Origin of the sequence: Variovorax sp. Root318D1, assembly GCF_001424835.1 — a bacterium.
Lineage (GTDB): Bacteria > Pseudomonadota > Gammaproteobacteria > Burkholderiales > Burkholderiaceae_C > Variovorax.
The window spans coordinates 32,026-58,929 of the sequence record NZ_LMCQ01000009.1; the positions used below are offsets into that span (position 1 = coordinate 32,026).

A 26,904-nucleotide genomic window follows, 5' to 3' on the forward strand; every position below is an offset into this window, starting at 1 on the left:
AGATTTCCGAGAGGAGCACACGATGAAAGTCAGCGACATCCTTCGCGTCAAGGGCAACACGCTCTTCACCATCACGCCTGACGACCTGCTGGCCGAAGCCGTCAACACCATGGCGGAAAAGGACATTGGCTCCCTGGTGGTCATGGAACACGGCGACCTGGTCGGCATGCTCACCTTCCGGGAAGTGATCCTGGCCATTGTCGACAACGGCGGCCAGGTGGGCGGCACGCTGGTGCGCAAGGCCATGGACGATGCGCCCGTGACCTGCACCCTCGAAACCGATCTCGACGAAATCCGCCGCATCATGCTGGAGCGCCACGCGCGCTACATGCCCGTGATGGACAAGCGCATGCTGATGGGCGTGATCAGCTTCTACGACGTGGCCAAGGCGGTGGTCGACAGCCAGAACTTCGAAAACAAGATGCTGAAAGCTTATATCCGCGACTGGCCTGAAGAGCAGTAACTGGCCGCCCCTGCGCTGGCCTGGCTTATTCCTTGATATTGGCCGACTGCACGATCTTCTGATTGCGCGCGTACTCGGCCTGCACGAACTGGCCGAATTGCTCCGGCGTGCCGCTGCCGGGAAGGGCGCCTTGTTCATTGAGCTTGCTGCGCACCTGCTCCTCGGCAAGAACGGCATTCAACTCCTGGTTGAGGCGGGCCACAACCGCTGGCGGGGTCTTGGCGGGGGCGAAGATGCCGGTCCAGCTCACCATGTCGTAGCCCTTGAGGCCGGGCATCTCGTTGAAGGTGGGCACGTTGGGCAGGGCGGCCAGGCGCTGGCTGCCGGTGATGCCCAGCGCCTTCAGGCGGTTGCCGTTCACGTGCGGAATGGCGCTGGTGCTGACCAGCATGGCCAGGTCGACCTGGTTGCCGATCACGTCCGTGGCAATCTGCGCGCCGCCGCGGTAGGGCACGTGGGTTACGAAGATGCCGCTGCGCTGCTTGAGAAGCTCCATGGCCAGCTGCAGCACCGTGCCCACGCCCGAGGTGGCGTAGTTGTAGGTACCGGGCTTGGTCTTGGCGAGCTTCACGAAGTCGGCATAGGTTTGCACCTCGAGGCCGGGCCGTGCCACCAGCACCATGGGCGCGGTGTTGAGCATGCCGACCGGGGCCAGGTCCTTGAGCGGATCGAACTTGAAGGCCGAGGGGTTGACCAGCCGACCGATGGCGATGGCGCTGTCGGGCCCGACCACCAGCGTGTAGCCGTCCGGCGCCGCATTCACGGCCTTGGCCACGCCGATCGCGCCGCCCGCGCCGCTCACGTTCTCGATCACGACCGACTGCTTCAGCCGCTCGCCCAGCCGAGTGGCAACGAGGCGCGCGTTGACGTCCACGCTGCCGCCCGCTGTGTAGGGAACGATCAGCGTGATCGGCTTGGCGCTGGGCCATGCGCCCTGCGCAAGCGCCGCGGCGGGCAGCATCGAACAGAGCGTTGCGGCAAGTAGAAGGCGACGAGAGTGGGTCATGGCGTGGATCATTTCTGCTGAATGGAAGGTGGCTCTGGCGCAAGGCGCGCGCGCAGCGCGTCGAATTCGTGGCTCCACTGCGTGCACCACGTGCGGCGCTGCGTGTCGTCGATCCACGCGCCGTCGAGGCCGTTGTGCATGAAGCCGCGCAGATCGTCCAGCCTGAAGCCGAAGTCGCGCGCCATCATCAGCCAGGCCCCTGTGGGCGTGACCTTGTGCAGCGTCGGGTCGTCGGTGTTGGGGTGGATGCGCAGGCCCAGGGCCGGCATGCGGCGAATCGGGTGGTCGAGCGCCCAGCGCTCCGGAGGCAGCGTGCGCAGGTAGTACGAGTTGGTGGGCACCACGGTAAAGATCACGCCGCGCTCGGCGCACTGGCGCGCGAAGTCGGGCTGGTCGACCACGGTGTAGCCGTGGTCGATGCGGTCCACGTGCAGCACGTCGAGGGCGGTACGCACGTTGGTCCACGGCATGCCGAACTCGCCTGCGTGCGCGGTGGCCTTGAGCCCCGCGCGCCGCGCCTCGGCGTAGGCCTTTGCGAACAGTTCGGGTGGCCGGTCGACCTCGCGGTAGTCGATGCCGATGCCGATCACCTCGTCGCAGCGGTGGGCCTTGACCCACTCCACCATCTCCACCGCGGCCTCGGGGCTCGCCTCGCGGTCGATGGCGGCGATGAGCCGGCCCGTGATGCCGAACTCCTGCTGCGCGTCATGGATCGCGCGGACGATCGCGCTTTGCGCCATCGGATACGAAATGCCGGAGCCGTGCACCGTGCCGGTCGGGTTCCAGAAGAACTCGGCGTAGCGCACGTTGTGGGCTGCCGCGTCTTCCAGGTATTCGCGGGTCAGCTGGTACAGGTCGCCGGGGCTGCGCACCAGCTGCGCGTCGAGCGCGCGCAGCACACGCAGCACGCCGACCGGTTTTTCCCCACGGGTATAGAAGCCTTCGATCTCGTCCGACGCAAGCGGCGAGCCGGCGCGGTGGTTGAGTTGCTTGAAGGTTTCGTGGCGCACCGCGCCGAAAAGGTGGCAGTGCAGCTCCACCTTCGGAATCGCATGCAGCATCGATTCCAGCGTGAGCGGCGGCAGGGCAGGGCTGGTCATGCCTGCCAGTCTAGGGAGCGAAGTGCCATAAGCAAAATTTTGAATTTCTATAATTTGATTCACTGAATCGATAACGGGATCGCCATGGCTTCTTCGCCGCTTCGGGCGCTCACCTTGCGCCAACTTCAGTTCTTCTCGGTGCTGGTGGAAGAAGGGCATTTCGGCCGTGCGGCGCGCCGGTTGGCCATCACCCAGCCCGCCCTGAGCAATGCCATCAAGCAGATGGAAAAGCTGCTCGGCGCCGAGCTGCTGACCCGCTCCACCCATCGCCTGCAGCTCACGTCCGTGGGCGCCGAGGTGCTTGCGCGCACCGATTTCCTGGTCAACACCTTCGAAGTGGCGCTGCGTGACATCGAAAGCACGGTGCAGCGCGGGCGGGCTTTCGTGCGCGTGGGCGTGATCCCGTCGGCCAGCGCGCGCGTGACGGCCGCGACCAGCGAGTTTCTCCAAGCCGGCGATCGCGAGGTCGAGATCGCCTGGCGCGACGCGCCCTCCACCATCTTGCTGGCCGAACTGCGCGGCGGCCAGCTCGACATGGCGGTGGCTGCGATCACCGAGCCACCGGGCGGCCTGGCCTGCATCGACCTGTTCCGCGATCCGCTGGTGCTGGTGGTGCGCCGTGACCATGCGCTGGCCGCGGCCGGAGACGCGAACTGGGAGGCCATCGGCAAGGAGCGGCTGGTGCTGTTCGAGAGCGGCAGCATGCCGGCACTCGGCAACCCGGCGCGCGCGCAGTTCGAACAGGGGGCCGAGCCCTATCGCGTGAGCTATTCCGAAACGCTCTATGCGCTGGTGCGCAGCGGCCAGGCGCTGGGACTGATGCCGCGGCTCTACACCTCGTCGCTCCGCGACCCCGAGCTGGTGGTGCTGCCGCTGCTGAAGCCGCGCGTCGAGCGGCGCGTGGTGCTGGCCTACCTGCCGGGGCCGATGCGCAACGTGGTGGCGCAGGCGCTCATTGCATTCTTGCGTGAACGGCTCCCGCAGGCCGGCGAGGCCGCGGTGCGGCGTGTGGCGGCCAAGGGAAAGCGCAACCGGCGCTGAGGCCGCTGAGGTCGGACAGCCGGGTCAGTACAACTCGGCCGCGGCGTGGATGGTTTCGCGCACGCGCGGATAGATCTGCGCGTTCCACTTGCTGCCGCTGAAAACGCCGTAATGCCCCACGCCGGCTTGCAGGTGATGAGACTTGAGGTAAGGCCGGATGCCGGTGCAGAGGTCTTGCGCGGCAACCGTCTGGCCGACCGAGCAGATGTCGTCGCGTTCGCCTTCCACCGTGAGCAGCGCGGTGCGGCGGATGGCCGCGGGGTTCACCGTGCGGTTCCCCACGGTGAGGACGCCGCGCGGCAGGTCGTAGGTCTGGAACACGCGCTCCACGGTCTCCAGGTAGAACTCGGCCGGCAGGTCGTTCACCGCCAGGTATTCGTCATAGAAGGCGCCGATGGTGCGGGCCTTCTCGACGTCGCCCTCGATCAGGTGATGGACCATGTCCTGGAACTGCTTCTTGTGGCGCTCGGGGTTCATGCTCATGAAGGCCGAGAGCTGCAGGAAGCCGGGGTACACGCGCCGCATCATGCCGGCATGCGGCCACGGCACGTGGCTGATGAGGTTGCGGCGAAACCATTCGATGGGCTTGCTGTTTGCGAGCTCGTTCACGCCCGTGGGGTTGACGCGGCAATCGACCGGGCCGGCCATCAGCGTGAGGCTGCGCGGCGTGGCGGGGTTGTCGTCTTCGGCCATCAGCGCCGTGGCGGCCAGCGCGGCCACGCAAGGCTGGCAGACCGCGACCATGTGCACGCCCGGGCCGATGGCTTCGAGGAACCGCATGACCTGCAGCGTGTAGTCGTCGAGGCTGAAACCGCCATGCCACAGCGGCACGTCGCGCGCGTTGTGCCAATCTGTCAGGTAGACGTCGTGGTCGCGCAGCAGGGTGCGCACGGTTTCGCGCAGCAGCGTCGCGAAATGGCCCGACAGTGGTGCGACCAGCAGCACGGGCGGATGCTCGGCCTGCGTGTCCTTGCGGAAATGCAGGAGGGTACCGAAGGGCGAGACCAGCGCTGTTTCTTCGTGCACCGCGGTCTCCACGCCATCGACCTGTACGCTGGCAATGGCGTAGTCGGGGCGCGAATGGGTCAGCCGCATGCGCGAAAACACGTCGAACTGCGCGGCCATGCGCCGCAACATGGTGCGTTCGGTGCCGTCTTTCCAGAGCGCCTGGCCGAGGTACTGGGCTGCGAGCCGGGACGGCGAGAGCAGGTCGGTTTGGTTCTGGTAGGCCCGGTACAACATGAAAGTAGTACAGGCAAGTTGTGGGCCAAGCGGTGGCACAGGCCTTGCACGGCCATGGGAGCCAACCGGCAGCAAGCACCGTCCAGGAGATCCACGATGGCCAAACCCGTTCTCACGATCAGCAGCAAGAACTACGGCGCCTGGGCGCTGCGGGGCTGGCTGATGTGCAGGCTGGCCGGGCTCGACTTCAGCGAGAAGATCATTCCGCCCGATGACCCGGCCATGAAGGCCGAGATGCTGCTGCTCTCCTCGTCGATGCTGGTGCCCTCGCTGCAGCACGGCAACGTCAAGGTATGGGACACGCTGGCCATCGGCGAATACCTGAACGAGATAAAACCCAAGGGCGCGCTGCTGCCGGCCGACATCCAGGCCCGCGCGCACTGCCGCGCCATCTGCGGCGAAATGCATTCGGGCTTCGCCTCGATGCGCGGCGCATTGCCAATGAACATCAAGGCCCAGTTCCGCGGCTTCAAGATCTGGTCGCGCGCGCAGGCCGACATCGACCGCATCGTCGCCATCTGGCGCGAATGCCTGAAGACCTATGGCGGGCCCTTTCTCTTCGGCAAGCAGGCGGGCATGGCCGACGCGATGTATGCGCCGGTGGTCACGCGCTTTCTCAGCTACGACGTAGCGCTCGACAGCGTGTGCGTCGCCTACTGCAAGCGCGTGATGGACCTGCCCGCCATGCGGGAGTGGGTGGCCGCCGCGAAGGAAGAGCCCGAGGAAATCGACGAGCTCGATGCGGAGTTCTGAGCCGTCGCTGGGTTCCGGCAATACCGGCTAGTGCCGGAACATCCGCAAGTCGAGCGGGCTTTCTTCGCCCAGCCACATGGCATGCGCCGTGTGGTCGGCAAAGTCGTCGCCAGTGACGCCGTGCACGAAGATGTCGAGGCCGTCGCGATGGGCCTCGAGCCATTCGATGACCTGGTCGAACTCGGCGGCGTCGAAGGCCAGCTGGCAGCTCCAGTGCGTGTGCGGGCCAACCAGCCGCTCGTGCACGCGGCCGACCACTACCATCAGCTCCCGGCCTGCCTGCTCGCACAGCTGCCTGGCCTGCGTCACCGTCGTGGGGCCGAAGTAGACGTGGGCGTGGTATTGCGGATAGAGGTTCTCGGGGCGACGCGGCATGATGCGGTCATTGTGAACCCAACCGGAAGCGCCCGCTGTAGCGAAACACGTCGCCGAACCAGCGGTGGCGCAGCACCATCCTCATGGTGAAGCGATCGGCATCGTCCGGATCGGGACGTTCCTCGACGTAGGCGGTTCCCATCAACAGGCCGAGCGGCAGCGGCAGGTGCAGCCGGCCAAGGCGCCAGACGTAGCCGAGGTCGCGAAACACCAGCGCGCCTTCTTCAGCGCTCACCGCCAGGCGCATGCCGAGGCCGAAGCGCACGTACTCGATCACCTCGCCGCCGCCCGCGGGCGCGCGCGCCATGTGCGAGCGAAAGTGGAACGGCGCGCGGCCTTCGAAGCTGAACACGCGGTCCCAGTACAGGAGCGCGTTACCGGGCCGGCAGCGGTAGTGCACTTCGATGGGCACGCGGGTACCTCTGTAGGGAACGAGCGCGCCGAAGAGGCGGCCGAAGGGCATCAGCACCCGCGCCCATGGCGAATGGTGCACCTCGTCCATCGTGCCACGCACGCATACGTGGGCATTCGAAAACGGGGCCATCGTGTAGTGCCGCCGAATCACGTCGCCCAACTGCTCCCAGCCCGGGCCGAGCGCCTGCTGGAAGACGGGGCGCGTGTCCTTCATGCGGCCGCCGCGGTGGGTTCGGTGCTCATGGAGGTTTCTTCTCCTCGTGTGTTGTTTTGAATCCGACAGGCGTTCAGCCGCTGCGCTTCGCAGTCACCATGCAATAGTCGAAGTCGCGCCAGAAAAGGCCCAGCACCAGCGCGCAATAACTGGCCACGATGTGCTTGCGGCGCCAGGGACTCAGCCTGCCGCGCGCCTTCCAGAGTTCAGCCAGCGCAAAGCGCGTGGCAAGCGCCGGAATGTGCAGCGCGCTGGGCGCCACGCGCCAACGCAGCGACTGCACCTCGATGTCTTCGAATCCGTGGTGACGCAGCGCCTCGACGAAATCGCCGCGCACGGCCAGCGTGGGCACGGCCCAGCTGTCGGCCCACAAGCGGTGCAGCCAGCCGGCAAGCCGGCCCGGCCGAGGCCGCAGCAGGAAGCCGTCGACCACCGCGAGCCGCGCGCCGGGCTTCAGCAGGCGGGCCGCCTCGCGCACGAAATCGGCCTTGGACGTGCCGCTGGCGTAGCAGGCGCTTTCCACGGCCCAGGCGCCGTCGGCCTTTGCGGTGGGCAGGCCGGTGCGCGTGTAGTCGGCTTCGATGTGCGCCATGCGGTCGGCCACGCCGGCGCCCGCGTCGAGCCGTACGGCAATGCTGTTCTGCACCGGCACATTGGTGACGGTGACGGCATACAGCGAAGGATCGTCGCCCACCAGCGTGCGCGCAGTGGCGCCGGCGCCGCAGCCGAGGTCGATCACGCAGCGGCGTCGCGGCGCCTCCTGCGCGGGCTCCGGCTCATCGAGCTTCAGTGCACGGCCCACCGCACGGTTCATTTCCACCAGCATGCCTTCGCGCCGCAGCGGGTTCAGCCCGAGCCGCCAGAAGCCGAAGTGCATGTTGTAGCTGGGGCTCCATGCGCGGTAGTCGTCGGCTACCTCGGTGAAATAGTCCTGCGTGTCGGCCTTGGTGATGGGCAGTGCGGCCTCGGGCAAAGGCGGTTCGGACGCACCGGCCGTTCGATGCACGCGGAAGTCGGGCTGGAAGACATTCGGCATGAGAGTTCCTTTTTCAGATACGGCAGTTGCCGCCGGCGCAGGTGCGGGACGACCGCGCCGCCTTGCCGGCAAGCAGGGCTACCAGCCAACCCGGCAGCCGGTAGCGGTTGCGCGCAAGGACGCCATAGGCGCGGTCGGCGAGCGGCGCGACCCATGGCAGGTCGAGCAGGAAGCTGCCACTCGGCAACCCGACGGCATCGCGGCAAGCGCGGATGGCCGGAACGCCGACGAACACCTGACCCGCCGCGTCGACCACGTGGATGGCCGTCATCAACGCCTCGCGCGGCGCCGGTCCGGCATCGAACCCGGCGGGCGAGCAGTCGACGAGTTCCAGCCGGGCCGCTGAATCCCGCGCCTTCATTGCGCTCATTTCCGCCGTACAGAGGATGCAGGCGGCGTCGAAGTACACGGTGAGCGGATAGGCGGCAGTGGTGGGCATGTCGGCTTTTCGTTGTTTCTGTCAAAACAGAAATAATCAGGCAAAAAAAGGAGAACTCAGATCATGGGCAGGCTGGCGTGATGGGCGTCGGGGTCGTCGTCGTCCTTTTTCGAGGCAGGAGTCGTCGGCGCCGGGGCATCCCCGCGAACGAACTTCTGCACGCTGGCGCCGAGTGTCAGCACCTTGTCGAGCGTGCCGGGCGAGAGCCGCAGCATCTCGTCGGCCCAGGTCGCGAGCTTGCTCATCAGGTCCATGGTGGAGCGGATGCGGTCTTGCGCATCGGCGGGCTCCTTCAGGAAATCGGGGCTGGAGACGATCTCGCGCAGCACGCGGATGGTGGGGTCGAATTCGCGTTCCTTGCGCTCGCGCACCACGGTGCGAAACAGCTCCCACACGTCGACGCTCGTCTCGAAATAGTCGCGCCGGTCGCCCAGGATGTGGGTGACGCGCACCAAGTTCCACGCCTGCAGTTCCTTCAGGCTGTTGCTCACGTTGGAGCGGGCCACGCCGAGCGTCTCGGAGAGCTCTTCCGCGTGCATGGGCTTGCCGCGAGCGAACAGCAGCGCATGGATTTGCGAGACCGTGCGGTTGACGCCCCACATCGAGCCCATTTCACCCCAGTGGAGAACGAACTTGCGTTGGATGTCGGTGAGTTCCATGCCTCGAAGTCTAGGATTTTCGAAATTTCTGTCAAGAGAGAAATGAAAATTTGTTTGCTCGGCGGATGCAATTGGAATACTGTACAAATAAACAGTATTCAAGAGAAAGGATCTGCCATGCCTGCCACCCACATTCCCATCCACGCCATCAAGGGCCGGGGCGCCGCCACGCGCCTGGCGCACCGCTTTTCGCGCGACGAGCGCAACGCTTTCGACGACGGCTGGGGCACGCTCGAAGAAGGCGCGGCCGAAGCCGAAGAGCTGCCGCCGCTCGCCACTGAAGTGCGCTTCGAAGACGTGAAGTCGGTGCTGAACGAAAACGACTCGCCCGACGTGTCGTTCGACCGCTCGCTCAATCCGTACCGCGGCTGCGAGCACGGCTGCATCTACTGCTTTGCGCGGCCCACGCACAGCTACCTGAATCTCTCGCCGGGGCTCGACTTCGAGACCAAGCTCATCGCCAAGCGCAACATTGTCGAAGTGCTGCGCACCGAACTCGGCCGCAAGAGCTACAAGCCCAGCCACGTCGCCATCGGCACCGCCACCGACTGCTACCAGCCTATTGAGCGCGAGCTGCGGCTTACCCGTTCGGTGATCGAGCTGCTGTCGGAAACGCGGCATCCGTTTGCGCTGGTCACCAAATCGAGTGCGGTGGAGCGCGACCTCGACCTGATCGCGCCCATGGCTGCAGAGCACCTGGCCGCCGTGTACATCACCGTGACCACGCTCGACGGCGAGCTGGCCCGCAAACTGGAGCCGCGCGCCGCCGCGCCGCACCGGCGGCTGCGCACTATCCGCACCTTGGCCGAGGCGGGCGTGCCGGTAGGGGTGAGCGTGGCGCCGCAGATCCCCTTCGTCAACGAAGACATGGAGCAGGTGCTCGAAGCCGCATGGGAGGCGGGTGCGCGCAGCGCGTTCTACACCGTGATCCGGCTGCCGTGGGAGGTGGCGCCGCTCTTCAAGGAATGGCTTCATCTGCACTACCCGCAGCGCGCGGACCGCATCATGGCGCGCATCCACGAGATGCGCGGCGGCAAGGACTACGACGCCGACTTTGCCACGCGCATGAAGGGCACCGGCCTGTGGGCCGACCTGATCCGGCAACGCTTCGAGAAGGCGGCGAACCGCATCGGCTTCAACCGCGAGCGCATCGAACTCGACCTCAGCGCATTCCGACCGCCTGGCGCAGCGGGGCAGGGCAGCCTGTTCTAGGGCCTGTCAACGCCGATGCCGGTCGCCATCGGAATGCCCTGCTTTCGGCGAAAAAAGTTTTGCATCATGACGAGGTCGATTTGGAAGTAGATTCAAGTTCGGCCGATGCACGGGGAATGCCTCGTGGTTGCGCCAGAAAAGGTATCTATGAACGGGGCATGGCTGGTTGTGATGGGGGTTTCAGGGTGTGGCAAATCCAGCCTCGGGGCTGCGCTGGCGGTCGGGTTCGGGCTGCCGCTGATCGAGGGCGACGACTACCACCCGCCGGCCAACGTCGAGAAGATGAGCCGAGGCATTGCGCTGACCGATGCCGACCGGGCCGGCTGGCTCGCGACGCTCGGCCACACGCTGGCCGACTCATCGCTGGGTGCGGTGCTGACCTGTTCGGCGCTCAAGCGCAGCTACCGCGACCAGTTGCGCGCGGGCGTGCCGGGACTGCGCTTCGTGTTCATGGAGATCGAGCGCGCCGAAGCCGAACGCCGCGTGGCCGCGCGGGCCGGTGCGGGCGAGCACATGTTTCCGGCGAGCCTGGTCGCCAACCAGTTCGCGACGCTCGAATCACCGGTCGGCGAGCCGGGCGTGCTCGCGGTCGATGCGACCGCGCCGTTGGGCCAACTGGTCGCGCAGGTGAAGGCCTGGCTGCCCGCTGATTAGTTGCCTGCTCGCGGCAAGCCTTTGGGTCAGCCGATGACTTCGGGCCAATCGGTGTGGAAGAACTGGCCTTCGGGCTTGTCGATCCGCTCGTACGTGTGGGCGCCGAAGAAATCGCGCTGCGCCTGCAGCAGGTTGGCCGGCAAGCGCTCCGTGCGGTAGCTGTCGTAGTAGGCGAGCGAGGCGCTGAACGCGGGCACTGGAATGCCGTTGTTCACCGCCAGCGCCACCACTTCGCGCCAGTTCTGCTGCGTGCGGTTGAGCAGGTCCTTGAAGAAGGGGTCGAGCATCAGGTTGCCGAGGGCAGGGTCGGTGCGGTAGGCGTCGGTGATGCGGTTCAGGAACCGAGCGCGAATGATGCAGCCGCCGCGCCAGATGGCCGCGATTCCGCTCAGGTCGAGCTTCCACGCCTTCTTTTCGCCCATCGTCTGGATGAGGTCGAAGCCTTGCGTGTAGCTGATGACCTTCGACGCATAAAGCGCGTCATGCACCTTGGCCACCAGCGCCTTCTTGTCGAGCGAGAGTTCGATCGTCGGCCCCTGCAATACCTTGCTGGCTGCCACGCGCGCTTTTTTCTGCGACGACAGCACGCGCGCCTCGACCGCTGCGTTGATGGTGCTGATGACCACCGCGTTCTGGGCCGCGTTGACGAGCGTCCACTGCCCCGTGCCCTTCTGGCCCGCCTTGTCCAGGATGAGCTCGACGATCGGCTGGCCGGTCTCAAGGTCTTTCTGCTCCAACGCCTTGGCGGTGATCTGGATCAGGTAGCTCTGCAACTCGCCTTCGTTCCATTCGTTGAAGACGGCGGCCATCTCGTCGGTGCTGAAGCCCGCGGCTTTGAACAGGCTGTAGGCCTCGCAGATCAGCTGCATGTCGCCGTACTCGATGCCGTTGTGCACCATCTTCACGTAGTGGCCCGCGCCGCCGGGGCCGATGTGGATCACGCAGGGCTCGCCGTCCACCTTGGCCGCGATGCTCTCGAAGATCGGCTTCATCACCTCCCAGGTGGAAAGCGGCCCGCCAGGCATGATCGACGGACCCTTGCGCGCGCCTTCTTCGCCGCCTGACACGCCCGCGCCGATGAAGCGCAGGCCCTTGCTCGACAGGTAGGCGTCGCGGCGTTCGGTGTCGGTGTAGAGGCTGTTGCCGCCGTCGATCACGATGTCGTCCTTGTCGAGCAGCGGAATCAGCTGCTCGATCACCTGGTCGACCGGCGCGCCCGCCTTCACCATGATCTGGATCTTGCGGGGCTTGGCGAGGCTCTGCACGAACTCTTCGAGCGTCTTGGCGCCGACCAGCTTTTTGCCGGGGTTCTCTGCCACGAAGGCTTCGGTGATGGCTTCGGTGCGGTTGTACACGCTGACCTGGAAGCCGCGGCTTTCCACGTTCAGCACCAGGTTCTGGCCCATCACGGCCAGGCCGATCAAACCGAAATCGCTTTTGTTGTTGCTCATGGCCCTTCTTTCGTCTGCGGTAGAGGTGACGGGCATTGTGCCGGGGGTGCCCAGGCGTTGCCATGGGAGCCGTCTATACCCGCTTGGCAAGCGCGCGCGGCTTGGGTATGTTGGCGCGATGAACGGAAATGCCTCCTCCGCGATCGCTTCTTCCGCGATCCACACCTGGTCCACCGACGCCGTGCCACCAGCGCAGCGGCTCGACTACTGGATCGGCGCGGTGTGCGAAGGCTTTCTCGAGATGGACGTGACCAGTTCGCTCGCCGGCAGCTTCGGCGCCAAGCTCGAATCCGCGCCGCTCGGCGCCATCGGCGTGAACCGGGTGCGTGGCAGCGCGCAGGACGTGTACCGCACGCGCAGGGCCATTTCCCACAGCCGCAGCAACTATTACTACATGTTGTGCAAGACCGATTCGCCCTGGGTCGCCGTGCAGGACGGCCGCTCGGCGCGCATGCTGCCGGGCGACGTGGTGCTGGTCGACTCGCGGCGCTGCTATGAATTGCATCTGCTCCAGTCGGCCGATACGCTGTCGCTCGAACTGCCCACCGCGTGGGTCGAGTCGTGGCTTCCCGATGCCGGCGCCCAGGTGGCGCGGCGCATCGATGGGCAAACGGGCTGGGGCCGCGTGCTGAGCGGCTTCGCCCAGCAGCTTTCGCCGCAGGGCGTGTTGAGGCCGCCTTTGCCTGCGGCATTGCTGACCGATCATCTCGGCGGGCTGCTTGCACTTGCCGCCGGCACTGCGGCCGAAGCGGGCGGGGCTGCCGCGCCCGGCGAAGGCGCCCGTACGGCGCTGCGCCGCCGCGTGCTCGACGCCACGCGCGATCGGCATGCGGAGCCCGGCCTGACGGCTGCCGGCGTGGCGCGTGGACTGGGCATCTCGGAGCGCAGCCTGCACCGCAGCCTGAACGAAGGGGCGACCACCTTCGCGGCCGCTCTGTCCGGCTTTCGCATGCAGGTCGCGCGGCGCATGCTCGGCGACGCCCGCTTCGATCGCTTGAGCATCGCGGAAATCGGTTTGCGAGTCGGGTTCTCCGATGCATCGCACTTCGTTCGCCAGTTCAGCCGCCATCTCGGCATGACGCCAGGTGCCTTGCGGCGCCAGCGCTGAGAAAGCGCGGGGCGGGGGCGGGCGCAAATCGGCCACGCGCCTGGCAGTGAGCGGCCATTCGCGCCAGCTGGTGTTTCCTAAAGTCGTCTTTTATTCAACGACGACGAAGATGAAGGAGACACGCATGTCCGACACCTATGTTCTGATCCACGGCGCCTGGCACACCGGCGGCGAGATGGAGGCCGTGGCCGCCGGCCTGCGCGAGGCTGGCCACGTGGTGCATTGCCCCACGCTCGTGGGCAACCGGGCGGGCGACGACCGCTCGCGCACCGGCCTCGATGAAGCGATCGACTCGGCCGTCCGCTTCATCGAAGAGAAAGACCTCTCCGAGGTTCGGCTGGTGGGCCACAGCTACGGCGGCATGGTGATCTCGGGCGTGGCGGACCGCATTGCGCCTCGGCTCAAACGCCTGGTCTACGTCAACGCCTTCGTGCCGCTCGATGGCGAATCACTCAACGACATGGCTCCGCCGCACTACGTCACGATGTTCGACGCCGTCGCGGCAGCCAACGGCAACGCGGTGAGCCTGCCGTTCGAAGTCTGGCGCGAAGCCTTCATCAACGACGCCGACCTGCCGCTGGCGCAGGCCAGCTACGAGCGGCTGAATCCGCACCCCTACCGCACCTTCACCGACAAGATCCGGCTGCGCGAGCCGCTGGCGGCGTTGCAGATCGGCAAGTCCTACGTCAACTGCCAACAGGACACGGCCATGCCGCACAGCCTGCCGTGGCATCCGCGCCTGTCGGAGCGGCTCGGTCTGTTCAGGCTGGTGGAGTGCCCAGGCAGCCACGAGATGTTCTTCTCCAACCCGAAGCGGCTGGCGCAGGCGATCCTGGAGGCGGGGCGGGACTAGGGCCTGTTCACAGCGTTAGGCTTGGGCGAACAGGGCATCGAACACGCGGATCGATGCATAAGCGTCGTTGGCTGCATAGCGGATCTGCGCTTCCGTCAGTTGCCGGTTGGCCCAGTTCGACGTGGTGGCCTTGCGCGACTTGACGAAGCGCCGGTTGAACACCAGCGCCACGGCCGTCTTCACGCCCACCGACTTGCGGTAGCCGCGTCGGCGGAACTCGCTGTCGATGTCGAACACCGCTTTCGGCTCGATGTTGAGCCGGTTGCGTATCAGCGTGAGGTCAGTGGAAAGGCCGAAACCGACCTTCCTGAGTTCGGTCGACGCAATCAGCGTGGCCACCACCGGATTGCATTCGGTGCGGTGCAGCTGAAAGAGCCAGGCCGTCTCGCGCGTGGAGAACTGCACCACGTGCGGGCCGCCGGACACTTCGTTCTTTGCGAAGGTCGGCTTGGATTCGGTGTCGAAGCCGGCAACACCGGCGGACAACAGCGCAGCGGCGGCGTGCTCGGCCTCGCCCAGCGTGGAGACGACCACGATGTCTTTCAGGCCAAGGCCCTCGAAGGCGTCGAGCAGCGCGATCTGCTCGCGCTCGGGAAGCGGTGGCAGCGCGAGTGTGGTGTCGTCGCTCAAGGGGAGGCTGCTTTCTTTTTCTTCACGGGGACTTTCTTTTTAGCGGGTTTCTTTTTGGGCGGCTGGCCCGAACGCAAGGCGGTCTCGTAGGCGCGGCGGCCCCAGAGCGCGGCTTCTTCGCGGTCTTCGAAAAGATCGGCGGGCGCTTGGCGGTACGACATCGGCATCGTCTTGCCGTTTCGCTCATAGGTGAAGGGCGGCAGGTTCTGCTTGTCGAAATGCTCGGCGCTCTCGGCGTCCGACTTGAGGTAGAGCGTGTCCTTGATGACGATCGCGATCATCCGCCCCTCGTGAAAGATGCCGTGGCCGCCAAACATGCGGCGCGGCTCGATGCGGCCGAAGCGCTCGAAGATCTCGTGCAGGCTTTCTACGAATTCACTCATTGCGCGAGCGGCTCATTTGCGGAACAGCCGAGCGGGGACTCATGCGGTGATCTCGATGCGGTTGCCGTCGGGGTCGAGCACCACGCTTTCGTAATAACCGTCGCCGGTGCGGCGCGGTCCGTCGAGCAGCGGATAGCCGTCGGCCCGGAGGCGCTGCGTGAGCGCGTCCACCGCCGCGTCGGAACCCACGCTGATCGCCAGGTGCGTCCAGCCCATGCGCTGCGCGCCGGGTTCGGCGGGCACGGGCGAGAGCGTGCGGGTGGTCATGGCTTCGATGCGGGCGCCGTCGCCCAGGCTGAGGAAGCAGGATGCGAAACCCTTCGCCGGATTGACATAGCCCGCGCCGGCCGTGGCGCCGAAGTAGTCGATGTAGAAGCGCTTGCAGCGTTCGAGGTCGGTGGTCCAGAGGGCGATGTGATCGATGCGCATGAGAAACGGGGGAGAAAGAGCTCAGCCAATGGGTCGCGGCGGCCGTGGCGGGCTCGGCGGATACCAATGGTAGGCGACCCGTTCGCGCCCGCTGGACGGGTGCCGGTCGATGGTGCCGCGCTCCAGGCCGTAGCGCTCGTAGAAGCGCTGCGCCGCGGTGTTGCTGGTGGCCACGTGCAGCTTCCAGCCGGACGGCATGCGCAGGCTGGCTTCGTCGAGCAGCGCCTGCCCGAGGCCCTGGTTGCGCAGATGCGGTTCGACGAAGAGCTGGGCCACGTACTCGCGCCGCGCCAGCAGCACCATGAAGGCGAGCACCTGGCCTTCGCGCTCGGCCAGCACCACGTCGGCCGGCGGCACGAACTCGGTTTGAACGCGGCGCAGCCAATGGGTGATCGGCTCGATGACGGTGGCCCTGCGGTTGGCCGCGATCCAGGCTCGGCGCCAGATGCCGGCGAGCATCAGGTTCTCTTCGGGGGCGCCGTCCCGGGAGCGCAAATGGAAGGCAGGAATCTGTGCTGCGGACATATGCGCTCCATGATACGGCGCCCGCCAGCCGAGGTCGATCCGCCTTTCAGCCGTTGAGCGATTGGGCGTGGTGGGCGATGTGGTCCGCCATGAAGGTCTGGATGAAGTAGTAGCCGTGGTCGTAGCCCGCATGACGGCGCAGCGTGAGCGGCTGGCCGGCGGCAAAGCAGGCGGCCTCGAAGGCTTCCGGGTACAGCTGCTCGGCAAGGAATTTGTCGGCCAGGCCCTGGTCGATCAGGATGCCCTTCGGGTACGGCGCGGCCGTCTGCGATTTCATGAGTGCACTGGCGTCGTGCGCCAGCCACTGCGCACGGTCGCCGCCCGGCTCGCCCAGGTAGCCGCCGAATGCCTTTTCGCCCCACGGGCATTGCGTGGGCGCGCAGATGGGCGCGAACGCCGACAGCGACTTGAAGCGCCCGGGATGCCGCAGCGCGAGCGTGAGCGCGCCGTGGCCGCCCATCGAATGGCCGCAGATGCCCAGGCGCTGGTCGTCGATGGCGAAGTGCCGCGCCACGAAGGGCAGCAGCTCGTGCACGATCCAGCTTTCCATGCGCCAGTGGGTGGACCAGGGCGCTTCGGTGGCGTCGAGGTAGAAACCTGCGCCAATGCCGAAGTCCCAGCTGGCGGTGGCGCCGGGCAGGCTTTCGACGGCGCTTCCGCGCGGGCTGGTGTCGGGCGCGATCAGCGCGAGGCCCAAGCTGGCGGCCATGCGCTGTGCGCCGGCCTTTACCGCGAAGGTTTCCTCATTGCAGGTCAGCCCCGCGAGGTAGAGCAGGGCCGGCACGCGCTCGTTCGCGGCCTGCGGTGGCAGGTAGACCGAAAAGCGCATCGGCAGGCCGATTTCGTGCGAGATGTGCTCGTGAAAGCTTTGCACGCCGCCAAAGGCATGGTGCTCGGAAAGGGTCTTGAGGATGTCGGTCATCGGGCGGTGTCGTTGTGGAGTGCGGGCACGAGTTCGAGCACGGCGTCGGCAAAGATGCGCGGCGCCTCCTGGGGCAAGTTGTGGCCGACGCCGGGCACCAGTCGGTGCGAGCGCGGCCCGCTGAAGCGGTGCGCATGGGCCGACGCGTCGGCGGGCGGGCGCACCCCGTCGTCGATGCCATCGAAGGTGATGCTGGGCACGGCAATCGCCGGCTGAGCAGCCAGGCGGCGCTCGATGTAGCCGTAGGCCGGGTCGCCCGCAACGAGCCCGAAGCGATGCCGGTACGAGTGAATTACCACGTCGACGAAGTCGGGGTGGTCGAAGGCGGCTGCGCTGCGGTGGAAGGTGGCGTCGTCGAACTTCCACGTTGGCGACCAAAGCTGCCACAGCAGGCGGGTGAGGGCCTTGCGGTCCTTCGCCAGCCCGGCGCGGCCGCGCTCGCTGTGAAAGTAGTACTGGTACCAGAGGCTGTGCTCGTTCGCGGGCGTGTCAGGCTCCATCGCCTTGGCGATGTCCTGGATGTTGTAGCTGTTGAGCGAGACCAGTCCCGCGCAGCGCTCGGGCCACAGCGTCGCCACCACGCAGGCGGCGCGTCCGCCCCAGTCGTAGCCAGCGAGCACCGCGCGCGGAATGGCGAGTGCATCGAGCAGCGCGAGCAGGTCAGCGCCCAGCGCGGCCTGTTCGCCCGACCGCGGTGTGGCATCGCTCAAGAAGCGCGTGGCACCGTAGCCGCGCAGGTAGGGCACGATGACGCGGCAGCCCTGCTGCGCGAGCATTGGTGCCACGTCTGCGTAGGTGTGAATGTCGTAGGGAAAGCCGTGCATCAGCAGCACGGGCGGGCCGTTTGCGGGGCCGGCTTCGAAGTACGCAACTTCCAGAACGCCCGCTTCGATCTTGCGCAAGGGTTCCATGCGGTTCATGGCGGGCGTTCTCTTCAGGGGGTCAGTACAGAACCACGCCGCGGATGGATTCGCCGCGCTTCATGAGGTCGAAGCCCTTGTTGATGTCTTCGAGCGGCATGGTGTGGGTGATCAGGTCGTCGATGTTGATCTTGCCTTCCATGTACCAGTCGACGATCTTCGGCACGTCGGTGCGGCCGCGCGCGCCGCCGAAGGCCGAGCCTTCCCACTTGCGGCCGGTGACCAGTTGGAACGGCCGCGTGCTGATTTCCGCACCGGCCTCGGCCACGCCGATGATGATGCTGCGGCCCCAGCCCTTGTGCGTGCATTCGAGCGCCTGGCGCATCACCTTGGTGTTGCCGATGCACTCGAAGCTGTAGTCTGCGCCGCCGTCGGTCAGCTGCACGATGGCATCGACCACGTTCTCGGTGTCTTTCGGGTTGATGAAGTGCGTCATGCCGAACTTGCGCGCCATGGCCTCGCGTTCGGGGTTCAGGTCGACGCCGATGATCTTGTCGGCGCCCACCATCTTCGCGCCCTGGATCACGTTCAGGCCAATGCCGCCCAGGCCGAACACCACCACGTTGGCGCCGGCCTCCACCTTGGCCGTGAAGATCACCGCGCCGATGCCCGTGGTGACGCCGCAGCCGATGTAGCAGACCTTGTCGAACGGAGCATCCTCGCGGATCTTGGCCAGAGAGATCTCGGGTGCGACCGTGTAGTTGCTGAACGTGCTGGTGCCCATGTAGTGAAAGATCGGCTTGCCGTCCAGGCTGAAGCGCGAAGTGGCATCGGGCATCAGGCCCTTGCCCTGCGTGCCGCGGATCAGCTGGCAGAGGTTGGTCTTGCGCGAGAGGCAGAATTTGCACTGGCGGCATTCCGGCGTGTAGAGCGGAATTACGTGGTCGCCCTTCTTGAGCGTGGTGACGCCGGGGCCGACGTCGACCACGATGCCCGCGCCTTCATGGCCGAGGATGGCCGGGAAGATGCCTTCCGGGTCGGCGCCCGAGAGCGTGTAGTAGTCGGTGTGGCAGATGCCGGTGGCCTTGATCTCGACGAGTACCTCGCCGAACTTCGGGCCCTCGAGATCGACGGTTTCGATGGTGAGGGGGTCTCCGGATTTCCAGGCGACGGCAGCTTTGGTTTTCATGGGGCTTCTGGGCAAAGAGGGGATGGAAGAGCCAAGGATACCCAGACCTCGTTCAGGCTGGAGCCGCAGCAAAGATACCCGACATTCCGATGAAGCCGGGCAGGTGTCGAAAGTTCCAGACCCACCGTCGCAACGCCGGATATTCGTCAAGGGATATTCCGCCTTCGCCGGCCAGCGCCACGTACGGAAAGCAGGCCAGGTCGGCCACGGTGGCGTGCGGACCGGCCAGCCATTGGAGCCCGCCGCTCGCGCGCTCGGCCAGATGGTCGTCCAGCAGCCGAAAGACCTCATGCGCACCGCGGCGGCAGGCCTCGATATCTATCGTTTCGTAGCTGAATGCATCGTGCAGCCGCGCCGCCGACGCCGTGCGGGTAATCTGGTCGGCCGTGGCAAACCACATCGCGATCTGGCCGCGCAGTTGCGGGTCGACTGGGTACCAGCGGGCTTGCGTGTCGTATTTGCTCGCGAGGTAGACGAGGATGGCCTGCGAATCGCGCAGCACAAAGCCGTCGTCGTCGATCACCGGCAGCTGCCCGAGCGGGTTGACGCGCGCCAGGAACGCGGCCGACTTGTGTTCGCGTCCCGGATGAAAGTCGACCGGCACGCTCTGGTAGTCGAGGCCCAGCCAGGCGAGCATCTGCCGCACCTTGAAACAGTTGCCCGACAGCGCGTAGTCGTAGAGCCGGATCATTCGGGCTGCCTCACACCAAAGCGCATCCCGCGCTCGCGCAGCCAGCGCCGGTAGGTAACCGAAGACGTGTCGCCGCGCGTCGGCGTCTCGGCGCGGCCTTCGAGCGGCATGCGCTTGAACGCGTGGTTCTCGAGAATCGGCTTGTCCTGTCCGAAGATGGTGTGCTGGAACGCGATGAGCTCGGCATCGGTCGAGGTGTCGTCATAGCAGGCCAGCAGCGTGTGGGCAATCACGTGTTCGTCGTCCAGCGGTTGCAGGAACAGTCCGATGGCATCGAGCTCGCCGTTGCGCGAGCTCGACTTGTAGAGCATGGCGGTGAGCGGCTGCATCACCCGGTACTTGTAAATCACTTCGCTGCCGCCTTCGTGGGCGGCCGAGGCGCGCGGTTGCCAGAAGCGACAGTCTGTCGCCCATATCTCGCCCGTGCCGGGGTCGATCTGCACCTGGTACCTGGCCACCTCGGTGTGCGGCACCTGGCCCAGGATGTCGGCATGCACGAAGGGGAAGTGAGCCATGTCCAGGAAATTCTCGATCACGCGCAGCCCCGATACGGCCACGCCGATGCCGCCGCAATCGACGATGCGACGCCCGGCTTCGCCATGTTCCGGAAAGTCGAACAGCGGCCGCACGGGCTTGCCGCTCGGGCAAACCCAGAGATAGGCGTGGCGCGACTGGACGATCAAAGCCTGCGAGCCCAGCCGGCATTGCGGCTTGCCAGACGTATCGCACCAAAGCTGCAGCGTTTCGCCGAGCAGGCGCGCCGCGCGGGGCTCTGCTTCGGAGGCGCCGGCCAGCGCGGCGGCCGGTCCGGCGACCAGCCAATCGTCGAGCATGTTGGGATCGTCGGTGACGAAAGGCATGGCGTTCCTTTTCCCTGTCAAACCGTAGGTTGCCGTGCTTCGATATTGCTGCGCAGTATGCGTGCGGCAACGTGCAGCGACTTCATCGCTTCGCTGCCGGCCGTGGCATTGGTCCAGAGGTGAATGAAGGCCAGCCCTGATCGGGCGTCGAGCACCAGCGCCACGGTGTCGATGCGGTCGAGTGCGCCGCGCAGGGCGTGCGATGACGCATCCGCCATGAAGCCCCGCGCCGCGAGCGCATCGCGCACGCCTGTTGCATCGGCGCGAACGGTGAGTGTTTGGCAGAACGACCAGCCCATGGGCACGGCATCGTCCGGCGGTGGAGCAGCGGGCACCGCCTCCGCAAGATTGACCCAGACCATGCCCGCCGCTTCGACCGCGCTGAATACCTTCGCGCAGACATTGCGCGGCGGCGGCATGTCGGGATGCGCGGGAATGCGGGCGCATTGGCCGCTGCCGGCCGCGTACTGCCAGCCGTGATACGCGCAGACGAGGCGGTTTTCCACCACTTGCCCCAGCGTGAAGCGCACGCTGCGATGGGGGCAGCGGTTCTCCCATGCCTGGGCCGTGCCGTCGGCCGAGCGCCAGAGCGCGAGTTCACGGCCTTCGGCAAATCCCGCGACGATGTTGGCGCCGGCGCGCAGTTCCGCCGAGGGGGCCACCGGGTGCCAGGTCGAAATGCTGCTGTCTGCGCTCATGTTGCGCGTTACCTTATCGCAAGTGATCGTGAAGGCGCTCGCCCATAATGTCGGCTCGCTCCGACCGCCATCATCATGAAGAAAATACTCGTCCTCAACGGCCCCAATCTCAACCTGCTCGGCACGCGCGAACCAGAGCAATACGGGCGCGACACACTGGCCGACGTCGAGCGCCTGTGCGCGGAGGCGGGCGCGAAGCACGGTGTCGAGATCGAATGCCGCCAGTCGAACCACGAAGGCGTCTTGATCGACTGGATCCACGAGGCGGGCCGCGAGGTGGCCGCCGGTAACATGCTCGGCGTGGTGATGAACCCGGGCGCCTACACCCACACCTCGATCGCGCTGCACGACGCCATCAAGGGTGCGAGCGTGCCGTTGATCGAGCTGCACATTTCGAACGTGCACGCCCGCGAGGAGTTTCGCCACCGCTCGTACATCTCGCCGGCGGCGCGCGGCATCATCGTGGGCCTTGGCGTGAAAGGCTACGCGCTGGCCATCGCTGCGCTGGTGCCCTGAGCCTGGGCACCCGCCGCGCCAGCCCGGCAGCGATTTAGTCGGTCTGCTTGGGCGCTGCGGCTTTCCAGCTGCGGGTGATGTGGCCTTGCGCATCGACGCTCTCCAGGTGAACGTCGAAGCCCCACAGCCGCGCCACGTGCTTCAGCACTTCTTCCGCATCGTCGTGCAGCGGTAGGTTGTTGCGCTGGGTGTGGCGCAGCGTCAGGGCGCGGTCGCCGCGCATGTTGACGTTCCACACCTGGATGTCGGGCTCCCTGCTGCCGATGTCATATTGGCGTGACAGCGATTCGCGCAGCGCGTGATAGCCGCTGTCGTCGTGGATGGCGGACACCTCGAGTTCGGACTCGCTCTGGTAGTCGCGGATCGCGAACAGCCTGAAATCGCGCATCGTCTTCGGGCTCAAAAACTGGCCGACAAAGCTCTCGTCCTTGAAGTTGCGCATGGCGTAGTCGAGCGTCTTGACCCAGTCTGTGCCTGCGAAATCGGGGAACCAGCGGCGGTCTTCCTCGGTCGGGTTCTGGCAGACGCGCCGCAGCTCGGTGAACATCGAGAAGCCCAGCGCGTAGGGGTTGATGCCGCTGTAGGCCCTGTGCCCGACGGGCGGCTGAAAGATCACGCCGGTGTGCGAGCTCAGCCATTCCATCATGAAGCCGTCGGCCAGCTGGCCGCGGTCGTACATGGTGTTCAGCAGGGTGTAGTGCCAAAACGTGGCCCAGCCTTCGTTCATGACCTGCGTCTGGCGCTGCGGGTAGAAATACTGCGCGATCTTGCGCACGATGCGCACCACCTCGCGCTGCCAGGGCTCCAGCAGCGCCGCATTCTTCTCGAAGAAATAGAGCAGGTTCTCCTGCGGTTCCGAAGGAAAGCGGCGGGACGCATCGGCCTCCGCGGCGTGCTCGCTCTTGCGCGGCAGCGTGCGCCAAAGATCATTGACCTGCTGCTGCATGTGGCGCTCGCGTTCGGCGCGCTGTGCGCCTTCCCGCGCCAGCGATCGCTTCTGCGGACGGCGGTAGCGGTCGACGCCGTAGTTCATCAGCGCATGGCAGGAGTCGAGCAGCTGCTCGACCGCATCGAGCCCGTGGCGCTCCTCGCATTCGGCGATGTAGTGGCGTGCGTACACAAGGTAGTCGATGATCGAGGACGCGTCGGTCCACATCCGGAACAGGTAGTTGCCCTTGAAGAAGCTGTTGTGGCCGTAGGCCGCATGGGCGATCACCAGGGCCTGCATGGCCATGGTGTTTTCTTCCATCAGGTAGGCAATGCAGGGGTCGGAGTTGATGACGATCTCGTAGGCCAGCCCCATGTGGCCGCGGCGGTAGTTCTTCTCGGTGGCGATGAACTGCTTGCCGTACGACCAGTGCCTGTAGATCATGGGCATGCCCACGCTGGCATAGGCGTCCATCATCTGCTCGGCGGTGATCACCTCGAGCTGGTTGGGGTACACGTCGAGACCGAAGCCCCTGGCCGTTTTTGCAATCTCGGTGTGATAGGTCTCAATGAGGTCGAAGGTCCAGTCCGACGGGCTGGGCAGGCGCTCCAGGCGTTCGAGGGGAGGGTGCTCGGAAGTCATGCGGGCACTCCTTCCTTCTTGAAGAGGTCGCGGAACACGGGGTAGATGTCCCGTGCGTCAGACACCTTGCGCATCGCGAAGTTGGGCTGTATGCCTTCGAGCTGCGCGTATTCCTGCCACAGGTTCTGCTCGGTTTCGGCGACCTGCACATAGGCGTAGTAGCGCACCACCGGCAGGATGTGGTCGACCAGCAGCTCGCGGCAGCGGCCGCTGTCCTGGTGCCAGTTGTCGCCGTCGCTGGCCTGCGCACCGTAGACGTTCCATTCGCCGCTCGGGTAGCGCGCCTTGATGATCTCGTCCATGAGCACCAGCGCGCTCGACACCACGGTGCCGCCGGTTTCCGTGGCGTGGAAGAACTCTTCCTCGGTCACTTCCTGCGCCTGCGTGTGGTGGCGCAGGAACACGAGGTCGATCCTCTCGTAGTGGCGCGTGAGGAACATGTACAGCAGCATGAAGAAGCGCTTGGCCATGTCCTTGCGCGCTTCGTCCATCGATCCCGACACGTCCATGAGGCAGAACATCACGGCCTTGGCGCTGGGCACGGGAGTCTTCACGCGGTTGCGGTAGCGCAGATCGATCGGGTCGATGTAGGGCACATGCCGCATCGTGCGGCGAATCTCGTCGATTTGCTCTTCGGTTTCGCGGATTTCGTTTTTGATCAGGCCCTGTGCCGCCTGCGGGTGCGACCTCAGCGTCAGCAGGTGGGCCTCGAGCCGTTTGAGCTCCTTGCGCGGTTCGCCGCCCAACGCAATGCGCCGGGCGAGGGCGCCACGCATCGAGCGCACCACGTGCAGGTTGTTGGGCGAGCCGTCGTTCGTGAAGCCCGCCCGGTGGCTCTTCCATTCGGGCACCTCGGCGATCTGCGTGCGGATGAGGTGCGGCAGCGCAAGGTCGTCGAAAAAGACGCGCATGAATTCTTCGCGCGTGAGGCGGAACACGAAATCGTCTTCGCCTTCGCCGCCATCCCCGGCCTCGCCATTGCCCGAGCCACCGCCGGCCTGTCCTTCGGGCCGAGCGATGCGGTCGCCCTTGAGGTATTCCTGGTTGCCCGGGTGCACGTATTCGCGGTCGCCGCCGCGCGCATGGCCGAACACCGGCTCGGAAACATCGTGGCGCGGCAGGGTGACATCTTCACCTTGCTCCAGTTCGCGGATGTTGCGCCCGCTGACCGCTCGCCGCACGGCCTCCTGGATCTGTCCCTTGTAGCGCCGGAGAAAGCGCTCGCGGTTGCCAATGGACTTGTTCTTGCCCGAAAGCCGGCGGTCGATGATCTGCTGCAGGATGGCCACGATGTTGTCAAAGCTCCTTGCAAAAAAGGGGGCGAAGCCTCTGCCTCGCCGCTATGAGCTGTCGCTATGAACTCTTGCGCACCCGGAGGTACCACTCGCAGAGCAGCCGGACCTGCTTGGCCGTATAGCCCTTTTCGACCATGCGGGTCACGAAGTCCTCGTGCTTCTTCTGCTCGTCGGCACTGCTCTTGGTGTTGAAACTGATCACCGGGAGGAGTTCCTCGGTGTTGGAGAACATCTTCTTCTCGATGACCGCGCGCAGCTTCTCGTAGCTCGTCCAGGCCGGGTTGCGCCCGGCGTTGCCGGCGCGCGCACGCAGCACGAAGTTGACGATCTCGTTGCGGAAGTCCTTCGGGTTGCCGATGCCCGCGGGCCGCTCGATCTTCTCGAGTTCGGCGTTGAGCGAGGCCCGGTCGAACACTTCGCCGGTGTCCACGTCGCGGAACTCCTGGTCCTGGATCCAGTAGTCGGCGTAGGTGACGTAGCGGTCGAAGATGTTCTGGCCGTATTCGCTGTAGCTCTCCAGGTAGGCGGTCTGGATCTCCTTGCCGATGAACTCGGCATAGCGTGGCGCCAGCAGCTCCTTGATGTAGCTGATGTACTTCTGCTCGGTTTCCGGCGGAAACTGCTCGCGCTCGATCTGCTGTTCGAGCACATACATCAGGTGCACCGGGTTGGCGGCCACCTCGGAGCTGTCGAAGTTGAACACCTTCGAGATGATCTTGAAGGCGAAGCGCGTGGAGACGCCGCTCATGCCTTCGTCGACGCCGGCGTAGTCGCGGTATTCCTGGATCGACTTGGCCTTGGGGTCGGTGTCTTTCAGGTTCTCGCCGTCGTACACCTGCATCTTGCTGTAGATGCTGGAGTTCTCGGGCTCCTTCAGGCGCGTGAGCACCGAGAGCTGGGCCATCATGCGCAGCGTGCCGGGTGCGCACGGCGCCTTGGCGAGCGACGAGTTGCGCACCAGCTTCTCGTAGATCTTGATTTCTTCCGAGGCGCGCAGGCAGTAAGGCACCTTGACGATGTAGATCCGGTCGAGGAAAGCCTCGTTGTTCTTGTTGTTGCGGAAGGCTTTCCATTCGCTCTCGTTGCTGTGCGCGAGAACGATGCCGTCGAACGGAATGGCGCCGAAGCCTTCGGTGCCCTTGAAGTTGCCCTCCTGCGTAGCCGTGAGCAGCGGGTGCAGCACCTTGATCGGCGCCTTGAACATTTCCACGAACTCCAAGAGACCCTGGTTGGCCAGGCACAGGCCACCCGAATAGGCGTAGGCGTCCGGGTCGTCCTGAGCGTAGGTTTCGAGCTTGCGGATGTCGATCTTGCCGACCAGCGAGGAAATGTCCTGGTTGTTCTCGTCGCCGGGCTCGGTCTTGGCGACTGCGATCTGCCGCAGCACCGACGGATAGCGCTTGACCACCTTGAACTGGCGGATGTCGCCGCCGTACTCCTCGAGCCGCTTGACGGCCCAGGGGGAAAGAATGCGGTTCAGGTAACGGCGGGGGATGCCGTATTCCTTTTCGAGGATCTCACCGTCCTCGACGGTGTCGAACAGGCCGAGGGGCGTTTCGTTGACCGGCGAACCCTGGATGGCATAGAACGGCACGTGCTCCATGAGCTGCTTCAGGCGCTCGGCGATCGAGCTCTTGCCGCCGCCGACGGGGCCGAGCAGGTAGAGGATCTGTTTTTTCTCCTCGAGCCCCTGTGCGGCATGCCTGAAGTACGACACCACCTGCTCGATGGCGTCCTCCATGCCGTAGAACTCCTTGAACGCCGGGTAGATCTTGATGACCTTGTTCGCGAAGATTCGCGACAGCCGGGAGTCGTTGCGCGTGTCGACCAGCTCGGGCTCGCCGATGGCCTTGAGCATCCGCTCGGAAGCAGTGGCATACGCCGTGGGATCGCGTTTGCAGATATCCAGGTAGTCCTGCAGCGACAGGACCTCCTCGCGGGTGCGCTCGTAACGGGCGGCAAAGTTGCTGATCACATCCATGGTCACGCCTCCATCAGGTCTGCGGGTTGATTGGCCCGGAAGCCTGCAGCCCCAATGCGTCGCAACTTTTTAAAGGTGTGCCCGCCCATGGCTGCAAGCCGTGGAAAACTCCCCTAATCACATCTTCACAAACAGCATAAAGCAAAGAGTGCACCCGGAAAATTCTTTGTTAAATCAGAACCACAGTGCCGAGTAAAGTTCCTGAGAAAAACCCGCAGCATTTGGCAATTCCAGCTAAATTTCAGGGTTCGGCAATCGAACTTCGCGCGACCCCTCCGCCCAGTGAAAATACCTATGGCGATCGGCATATGCAGTCATTGCATCTTTTCCGCGAA

At 65.5% G+C, this 26,904-nt stretch carries 30 protein-coding genes; 8 read left to right on the plus strand and 22 right to left on the minus strand.

Annotated elements, in window-relative coordinates; all coding sequences use genetic code 11:
• The first annotated feature begins 22 nt into the window (after positions 1 to 22).
• The gene (locus tag ASC78_RS09405; protein ID WP_055799807.1) at positions 23 to 463 is read left to right on the plus strand and encodes a CBS domain-containing protein; all 441 of its coding nucleotides are present in this window, start codon (positions 23 to 25) and stop codon (positions 461 to 463) included.
• 25 nt (positions 464 to 488) lie between these two features.
• On the opposite strand, the gene ASC78_RS09410 is transcribed toward ASC78_RS09405, so the two are convergent.
• Positions 489 to 1,469, minus strand: a complete 981-nt coding sequence (locus ASC78_RS09410) for a Bug family tripartite tricarboxylate transporter substrate binding protein (protein ID WP_055799937.1) — start codon at positions 1,467 to 1,469, stop codon at positions 489 to 491.
• 8 nt (positions 1,470 to 1,477) lie between these two features.
• Positions 1,478 to 2,569, minus strand: coding sequence for an adenosine deaminase (gene add / locus ASC78_RS09415; protein WP_200934289.1), 1,092 nt, complete (start codon positions 2,567 to 2,569; stop codon positions 1,478 to 1,480).
• An 84-nt stretch (positions 2,570 to 2,653) separates the two neighbouring features.
• Between add and ASC78_RS09420 the strand changes: the two genes are divergently transcribed.
• Positions 2,654 to 3,610, plus strand: coding sequence for a LysR family transcriptional regulator (locus ASC78_RS09420; protein WP_055799813.1), 957 nt, complete (start codon positions 2,654 to 2,656; stop codon positions 3,608 to 3,610).
• 24 nt (positions 3,611 to 3,634) lie between these two features.
• Here the strand turns inward: ASC78_RS09420 and ASC78_RS09425 are convergent, their stop codons facing one another.
• Positions 3,635 to 4,852, minus strand: a complete 1,218-nt coding sequence (locus ASC78_RS09425) for a polyhydroxyalkanoate depolymerase (RefSeq protein WP_055799816.1) — start codon at positions 4,850 to 4,852, stop codon at positions 3,635 to 3,637.
• Between the two features lie 96 nt (positions 4,853 to 4,948).
• Between ASC78_RS09425 and ASC78_RS09430 the strand changes: the two genes are divergently transcribed.
• Positions 4,949 to 5,605 (plus strand): glutathione S-transferase, encoded by a 657-nt coding sequence (locus ASC78_RS09430; RefSeq protein WP_055799819.1) that lies wholly within the window; start codon positions 4,949 to 4,951, stop codon positions 5,603 to 5,605.
• A 27-nt stretch (positions 5,606 to 5,632) separates the two neighbouring features.
• Here the strand turns inward: ASC78_RS09430 and ASC78_RS09435 are convergent, their stop codons facing one another.
• From ASC78_RS09435 to ASC78_RS09455, 5 genes are all read right to left on the minus strand, one after another.
• On the minus strand, positions 5,633 to 5,980 hold the full coding sequence (locus ASC78_RS09435) for a DOPA 4,5-dioxygenase family protein (protein ID WP_055799823.1): 348 nt from the start codon (positions 5,978 to 5,980) through the stop codon (positions 5,633 to 5,635).
• A 7-nt stretch (positions 5,981 to 5,987) separates the two neighbouring features.
• On the minus strand, positions 5,988 to 6,608 hold the full coding sequence (locus ASC78_RS09440) for a DUF4166 domain-containing protein (RefSeq protein ID WP_055799825.1): 621 nt from the start codon (positions 6,606 to 6,608) through the stop codon (positions 5,988 to 5,990).
• A 73-nt stretch (positions 6,609 to 6,681) separates the two neighbouring features.
• A complete protein-coding gene (locus tag ASC78_RS09445) occupies positions 6,682 to 7,644 on the minus strand; it encodes an SAM-dependent methyltransferase (protein ID WP_055799827.1) in 963 nt (320 codons plus the stop codon).
• 13 nt (positions 7,645 to 7,657) lie between these two features.
• Positions 7,658 to 8,083, minus strand: a complete 426-nt coding sequence (locus ASC78_RS09450) for a thiol-disulfide oxidoreductase DCC family protein (protein WP_055799830.1) — start codon at positions 8,081 to 8,083, stop codon at positions 7,658 to 7,660.
• A gap of 56 nt (positions 8,084 to 8,139) precedes the next feature.
• Entirely contained in the window at positions 8,140 to 8,742 is a 603-nt protein-coding gene (locus ASC78_RS09455; RefSeq protein WP_055799832.1) for a GbsR/MarR family transcriptional regulator, read from the minus strand.
• A gap of 117 nt (positions 8,743 to 8,859) precedes the next feature.
• Between ASC78_RS09455 and ASC78_RS09460 the strand changes: the two genes are divergently transcribed.
• Together ASC78_RS09460 and ASC78_RS09465 are read left to right on the plus strand one after the other, a co-directional pair.
• Positions 8,860 to 9,954 (plus strand): PA0069 family radical SAM protein, encoded by a 1,095-nt coding sequence (locus ASC78_RS09460; protein ID WP_055799836.1) that lies wholly within the window; start codon positions 8,860 to 8,862, stop codon positions 9,952 to 9,954.
• Between the two features lie 147 nt (positions 9,955 to 10,101).
• Complete coding sequence (locus ASC78_RS09465) at positions 10,102 to 10,608, plus strand: gluconokinase (protein WP_235505037.1); 507 nt, start codon at positions 10,102 to 10,104, stop codon at positions 10,606 to 10,608.
• A 26-nt stretch (positions 10,609 to 10,634) separates the two neighbouring features.
• Here ASC78_RS09465 and gnd read toward each other — a convergent pair whose 3' ends face one another.
• Positions 10,635 to 12,059, minus strand: a complete 1,425-nt coding sequence (gene gnd, locus ASC78_RS09470) for a decarboxylating NADP(+)-dependent phosphogluconate dehydrogenase (RefSeq protein ID WP_055799839.1) — start codon at positions 12,057 to 12,059, stop codon at positions 10,635 to 10,637.
• 118 nt (positions 12,060 to 12,177) lie between these two features.
• Between gnd and ASC78_RS09475 the strand changes: the two genes are divergently transcribed.
• Both ASC78_RS09475 and ASC78_RS09480 read left to right on the plus strand, forming a co-directional pair.
• Positions 12,178 to 13,167: a helix-turn-helix domain-containing protein gene (locus ASC78_RS09475; RefSeq protein WP_055799841.1), complete on the plus strand. Its 990-nt coding sequence runs from the start codon at positions 12,178 to 12,180 to the stop codon at positions 13,165 to 13,167.
• 124 nt (positions 13,168 to 13,291) lie between these two features.
• Entirely contained in the window at positions 13,292 to 14,020 is a 729-nt protein-coding gene (locus tag ASC78_RS09480) for an alpha/beta fold hydrolase (RefSeq protein WP_055799942.1), read from the plus strand.
• Positions 14,021 to 14,035: 15 nt separating this feature from the next.
• On the opposite strand, the gene ASC78_RS09485 is transcribed toward ASC78_RS09480, so the two are convergent.
• Genes ASC78_RS09485 through ASC78_RS09530 form a run of 10 tightly spaced genes read right to left on the minus strand, consistent with a single transcriptional unit; the run spans position 14,036 to position 21,207 of the window.
• A complete protein-coding gene (locus tag ASC78_RS09485; protein WP_055799844.1) occupies positions 14,036 to 14,650 on the minus strand; it encodes a 3'-5' exonuclease in 615 nt (204 codons plus the stop codon).
• Positions 14,647 to 15,033, minus strand: a complete 387-nt coding sequence (locus ASC78_RS09490; RefSeq protein ID WP_055799847.1) for a TfoX/Sxy family protein — start codon at positions 15,031 to 15,033, stop codon at positions 14,647 to 14,649. The genes ASC78_RS09485 and ASC78_RS09490 overlap by 4 nt, the downstream gene beginning before the upstream one ends.
• 39 nt (positions 15,034 to 15,072) lie before the next feature.
• Positions 15,073 to 15,462, minus strand: coding sequence for a VOC family protein (locus ASC78_RS09495; RefSeq protein WP_055799850.1), 390 nt, complete (start codon positions 15,460 to 15,462; stop codon positions 15,073 to 15,075).
• A gap of 21 nt (positions 15,463 to 15,483) precedes the next feature.
• Positions 15,484 to 15,987, minus strand: coding sequence for a GNAT family N-acetyltransferase (locus tag ASC78_RS09500; protein WP_055799853.1), 504 nt, complete (start codon positions 15,985 to 15,987; stop codon positions 15,484 to 15,486).
• A 46-nt stretch (positions 15,988 to 16,033) separates the two neighbouring features.
• On the minus strand, positions 16,034 to 16,909 hold the full coding sequence (gene fghA / locus ASC78_RS09505; protein ID WP_055799856.1) for an S-formylglutathione hydrolase: 876 nt from the start codon (positions 16,907 to 16,909) through the stop codon (positions 16,034 to 16,036).
• A complete protein-coding gene (locus ASC78_RS09510) occupies positions 16,906 to 17,829 on the minus strand; it encodes an alpha/beta fold hydrolase (RefSeq protein WP_055799859.1) in 924 nt (307 codons plus the stop codon). The genes fghA and ASC78_RS09510 overlap by 4 nt, the downstream gene beginning before the upstream one ends.
• A gap of 22 nt (positions 17,830 to 17,851) precedes the next feature.
• Positions 17,852 to 18,958, minus strand: a complete 1,107-nt coding sequence (locus ASC78_RS09515; protein WP_055799863.1) for an S-(hydroxymethyl)glutathione dehydrogenase/class III alcohol dehydrogenase — start codon at positions 18,956 to 18,958, stop codon at positions 17,852 to 17,854.
• 52 nt (positions 18,959 to 19,010) lie between these two features.
• Positions 19,011 to 19,649, minus strand: coding sequence for a glutathione S-transferase family protein (locus tag ASC78_RS09520; RefSeq protein ID WP_055799866.1), 639 nt, complete (start codon positions 19,647 to 19,649; stop codon positions 19,011 to 19,013).
• Positions 19,646 to 20,509, minus strand: coding sequence for an aromatic ring-hydroxylating oxygenase subunit alpha (locus ASC78_RS09525; protein WP_055799869.1), 864 nt, complete (start codon positions 20,507 to 20,509; stop codon positions 19,646 to 19,648). Before ASC78_RS09525 ends, ASC78_RS09520 begins: the two co-directional genes overlap by 4 nt.
• Positions 20,510 to 20,526: 17 nt before the next feature.
• Positions 20,527 to 21,207, minus strand: a complete 681-nt coding sequence (locus ASC78_RS09530; protein WP_055799871.1) for a Rieske (2Fe-2S) protein — start codon at positions 21,205 to 21,207, stop codon at positions 20,527 to 20,529.
• A 75-nt stretch (positions 21,208 to 21,282) separates the two neighbouring features.
• Between ASC78_RS09530 and aroQ the strand changes: the two genes are divergently transcribed.
• Positions 21,283 to 21,723 carry a type II 3-dehydroquinate dehydratase gene (gene aroQ / locus ASC78_RS09535; RefSeq protein ID WP_055799873.1) on the plus strand — a complete coding sequence of 147 codons (441 nt, stop codon included), beginning with the start codon at positions 21,283 to 21,285 and terminating at the stop codon, positions 21,721 to 21,723.
• Between the two features lie 34 nt (positions 21,724 to 21,757).
• Here the strand turns inward: aroQ and ASC78_RS09540 are convergent, their stop codons facing one another.
• The 3 genes from ASC78_RS09540 to ASC78_RS09550 form a co-directional block, all read right to left on the minus strand.
• Positions 21,758 to 23,293, minus strand: a complete 1,536-nt coding sequence (locus tag ASC78_RS09540) for a SpoVR family protein (protein WP_055799875.1) — start codon at positions 23,291 to 23,293, stop codon at positions 21,758 to 21,760.
• Positions 23,290 to 24,582: a YeaH/YhbH family protein gene (locus ASC78_RS09545; protein WP_055799878.1), complete on the minus strand. Its 1,293-nt coding sequence runs from the start codon at positions 24,580 to 24,582 to the stop codon at positions 23,290 to 23,292. Before ASC78_RS09545 ends, ASC78_RS09540 begins: the two co-directional genes overlap by 4 nt.
• A gap of 64 nt (positions 24,583 to 24,646) precedes the next feature.
• On the minus strand, positions 24,647 to 26,569 hold the full coding sequence (locus ASC78_RS09550; protein ID WP_055799881.1) for a PrkA family serine protein kinase: 1,923 nt from the start codon (positions 26,567 to 26,569) through the stop codon (positions 24,647 to 24,649).
• Positions 26,570 to 26,904: the final 335 nt, after the last annotated feature.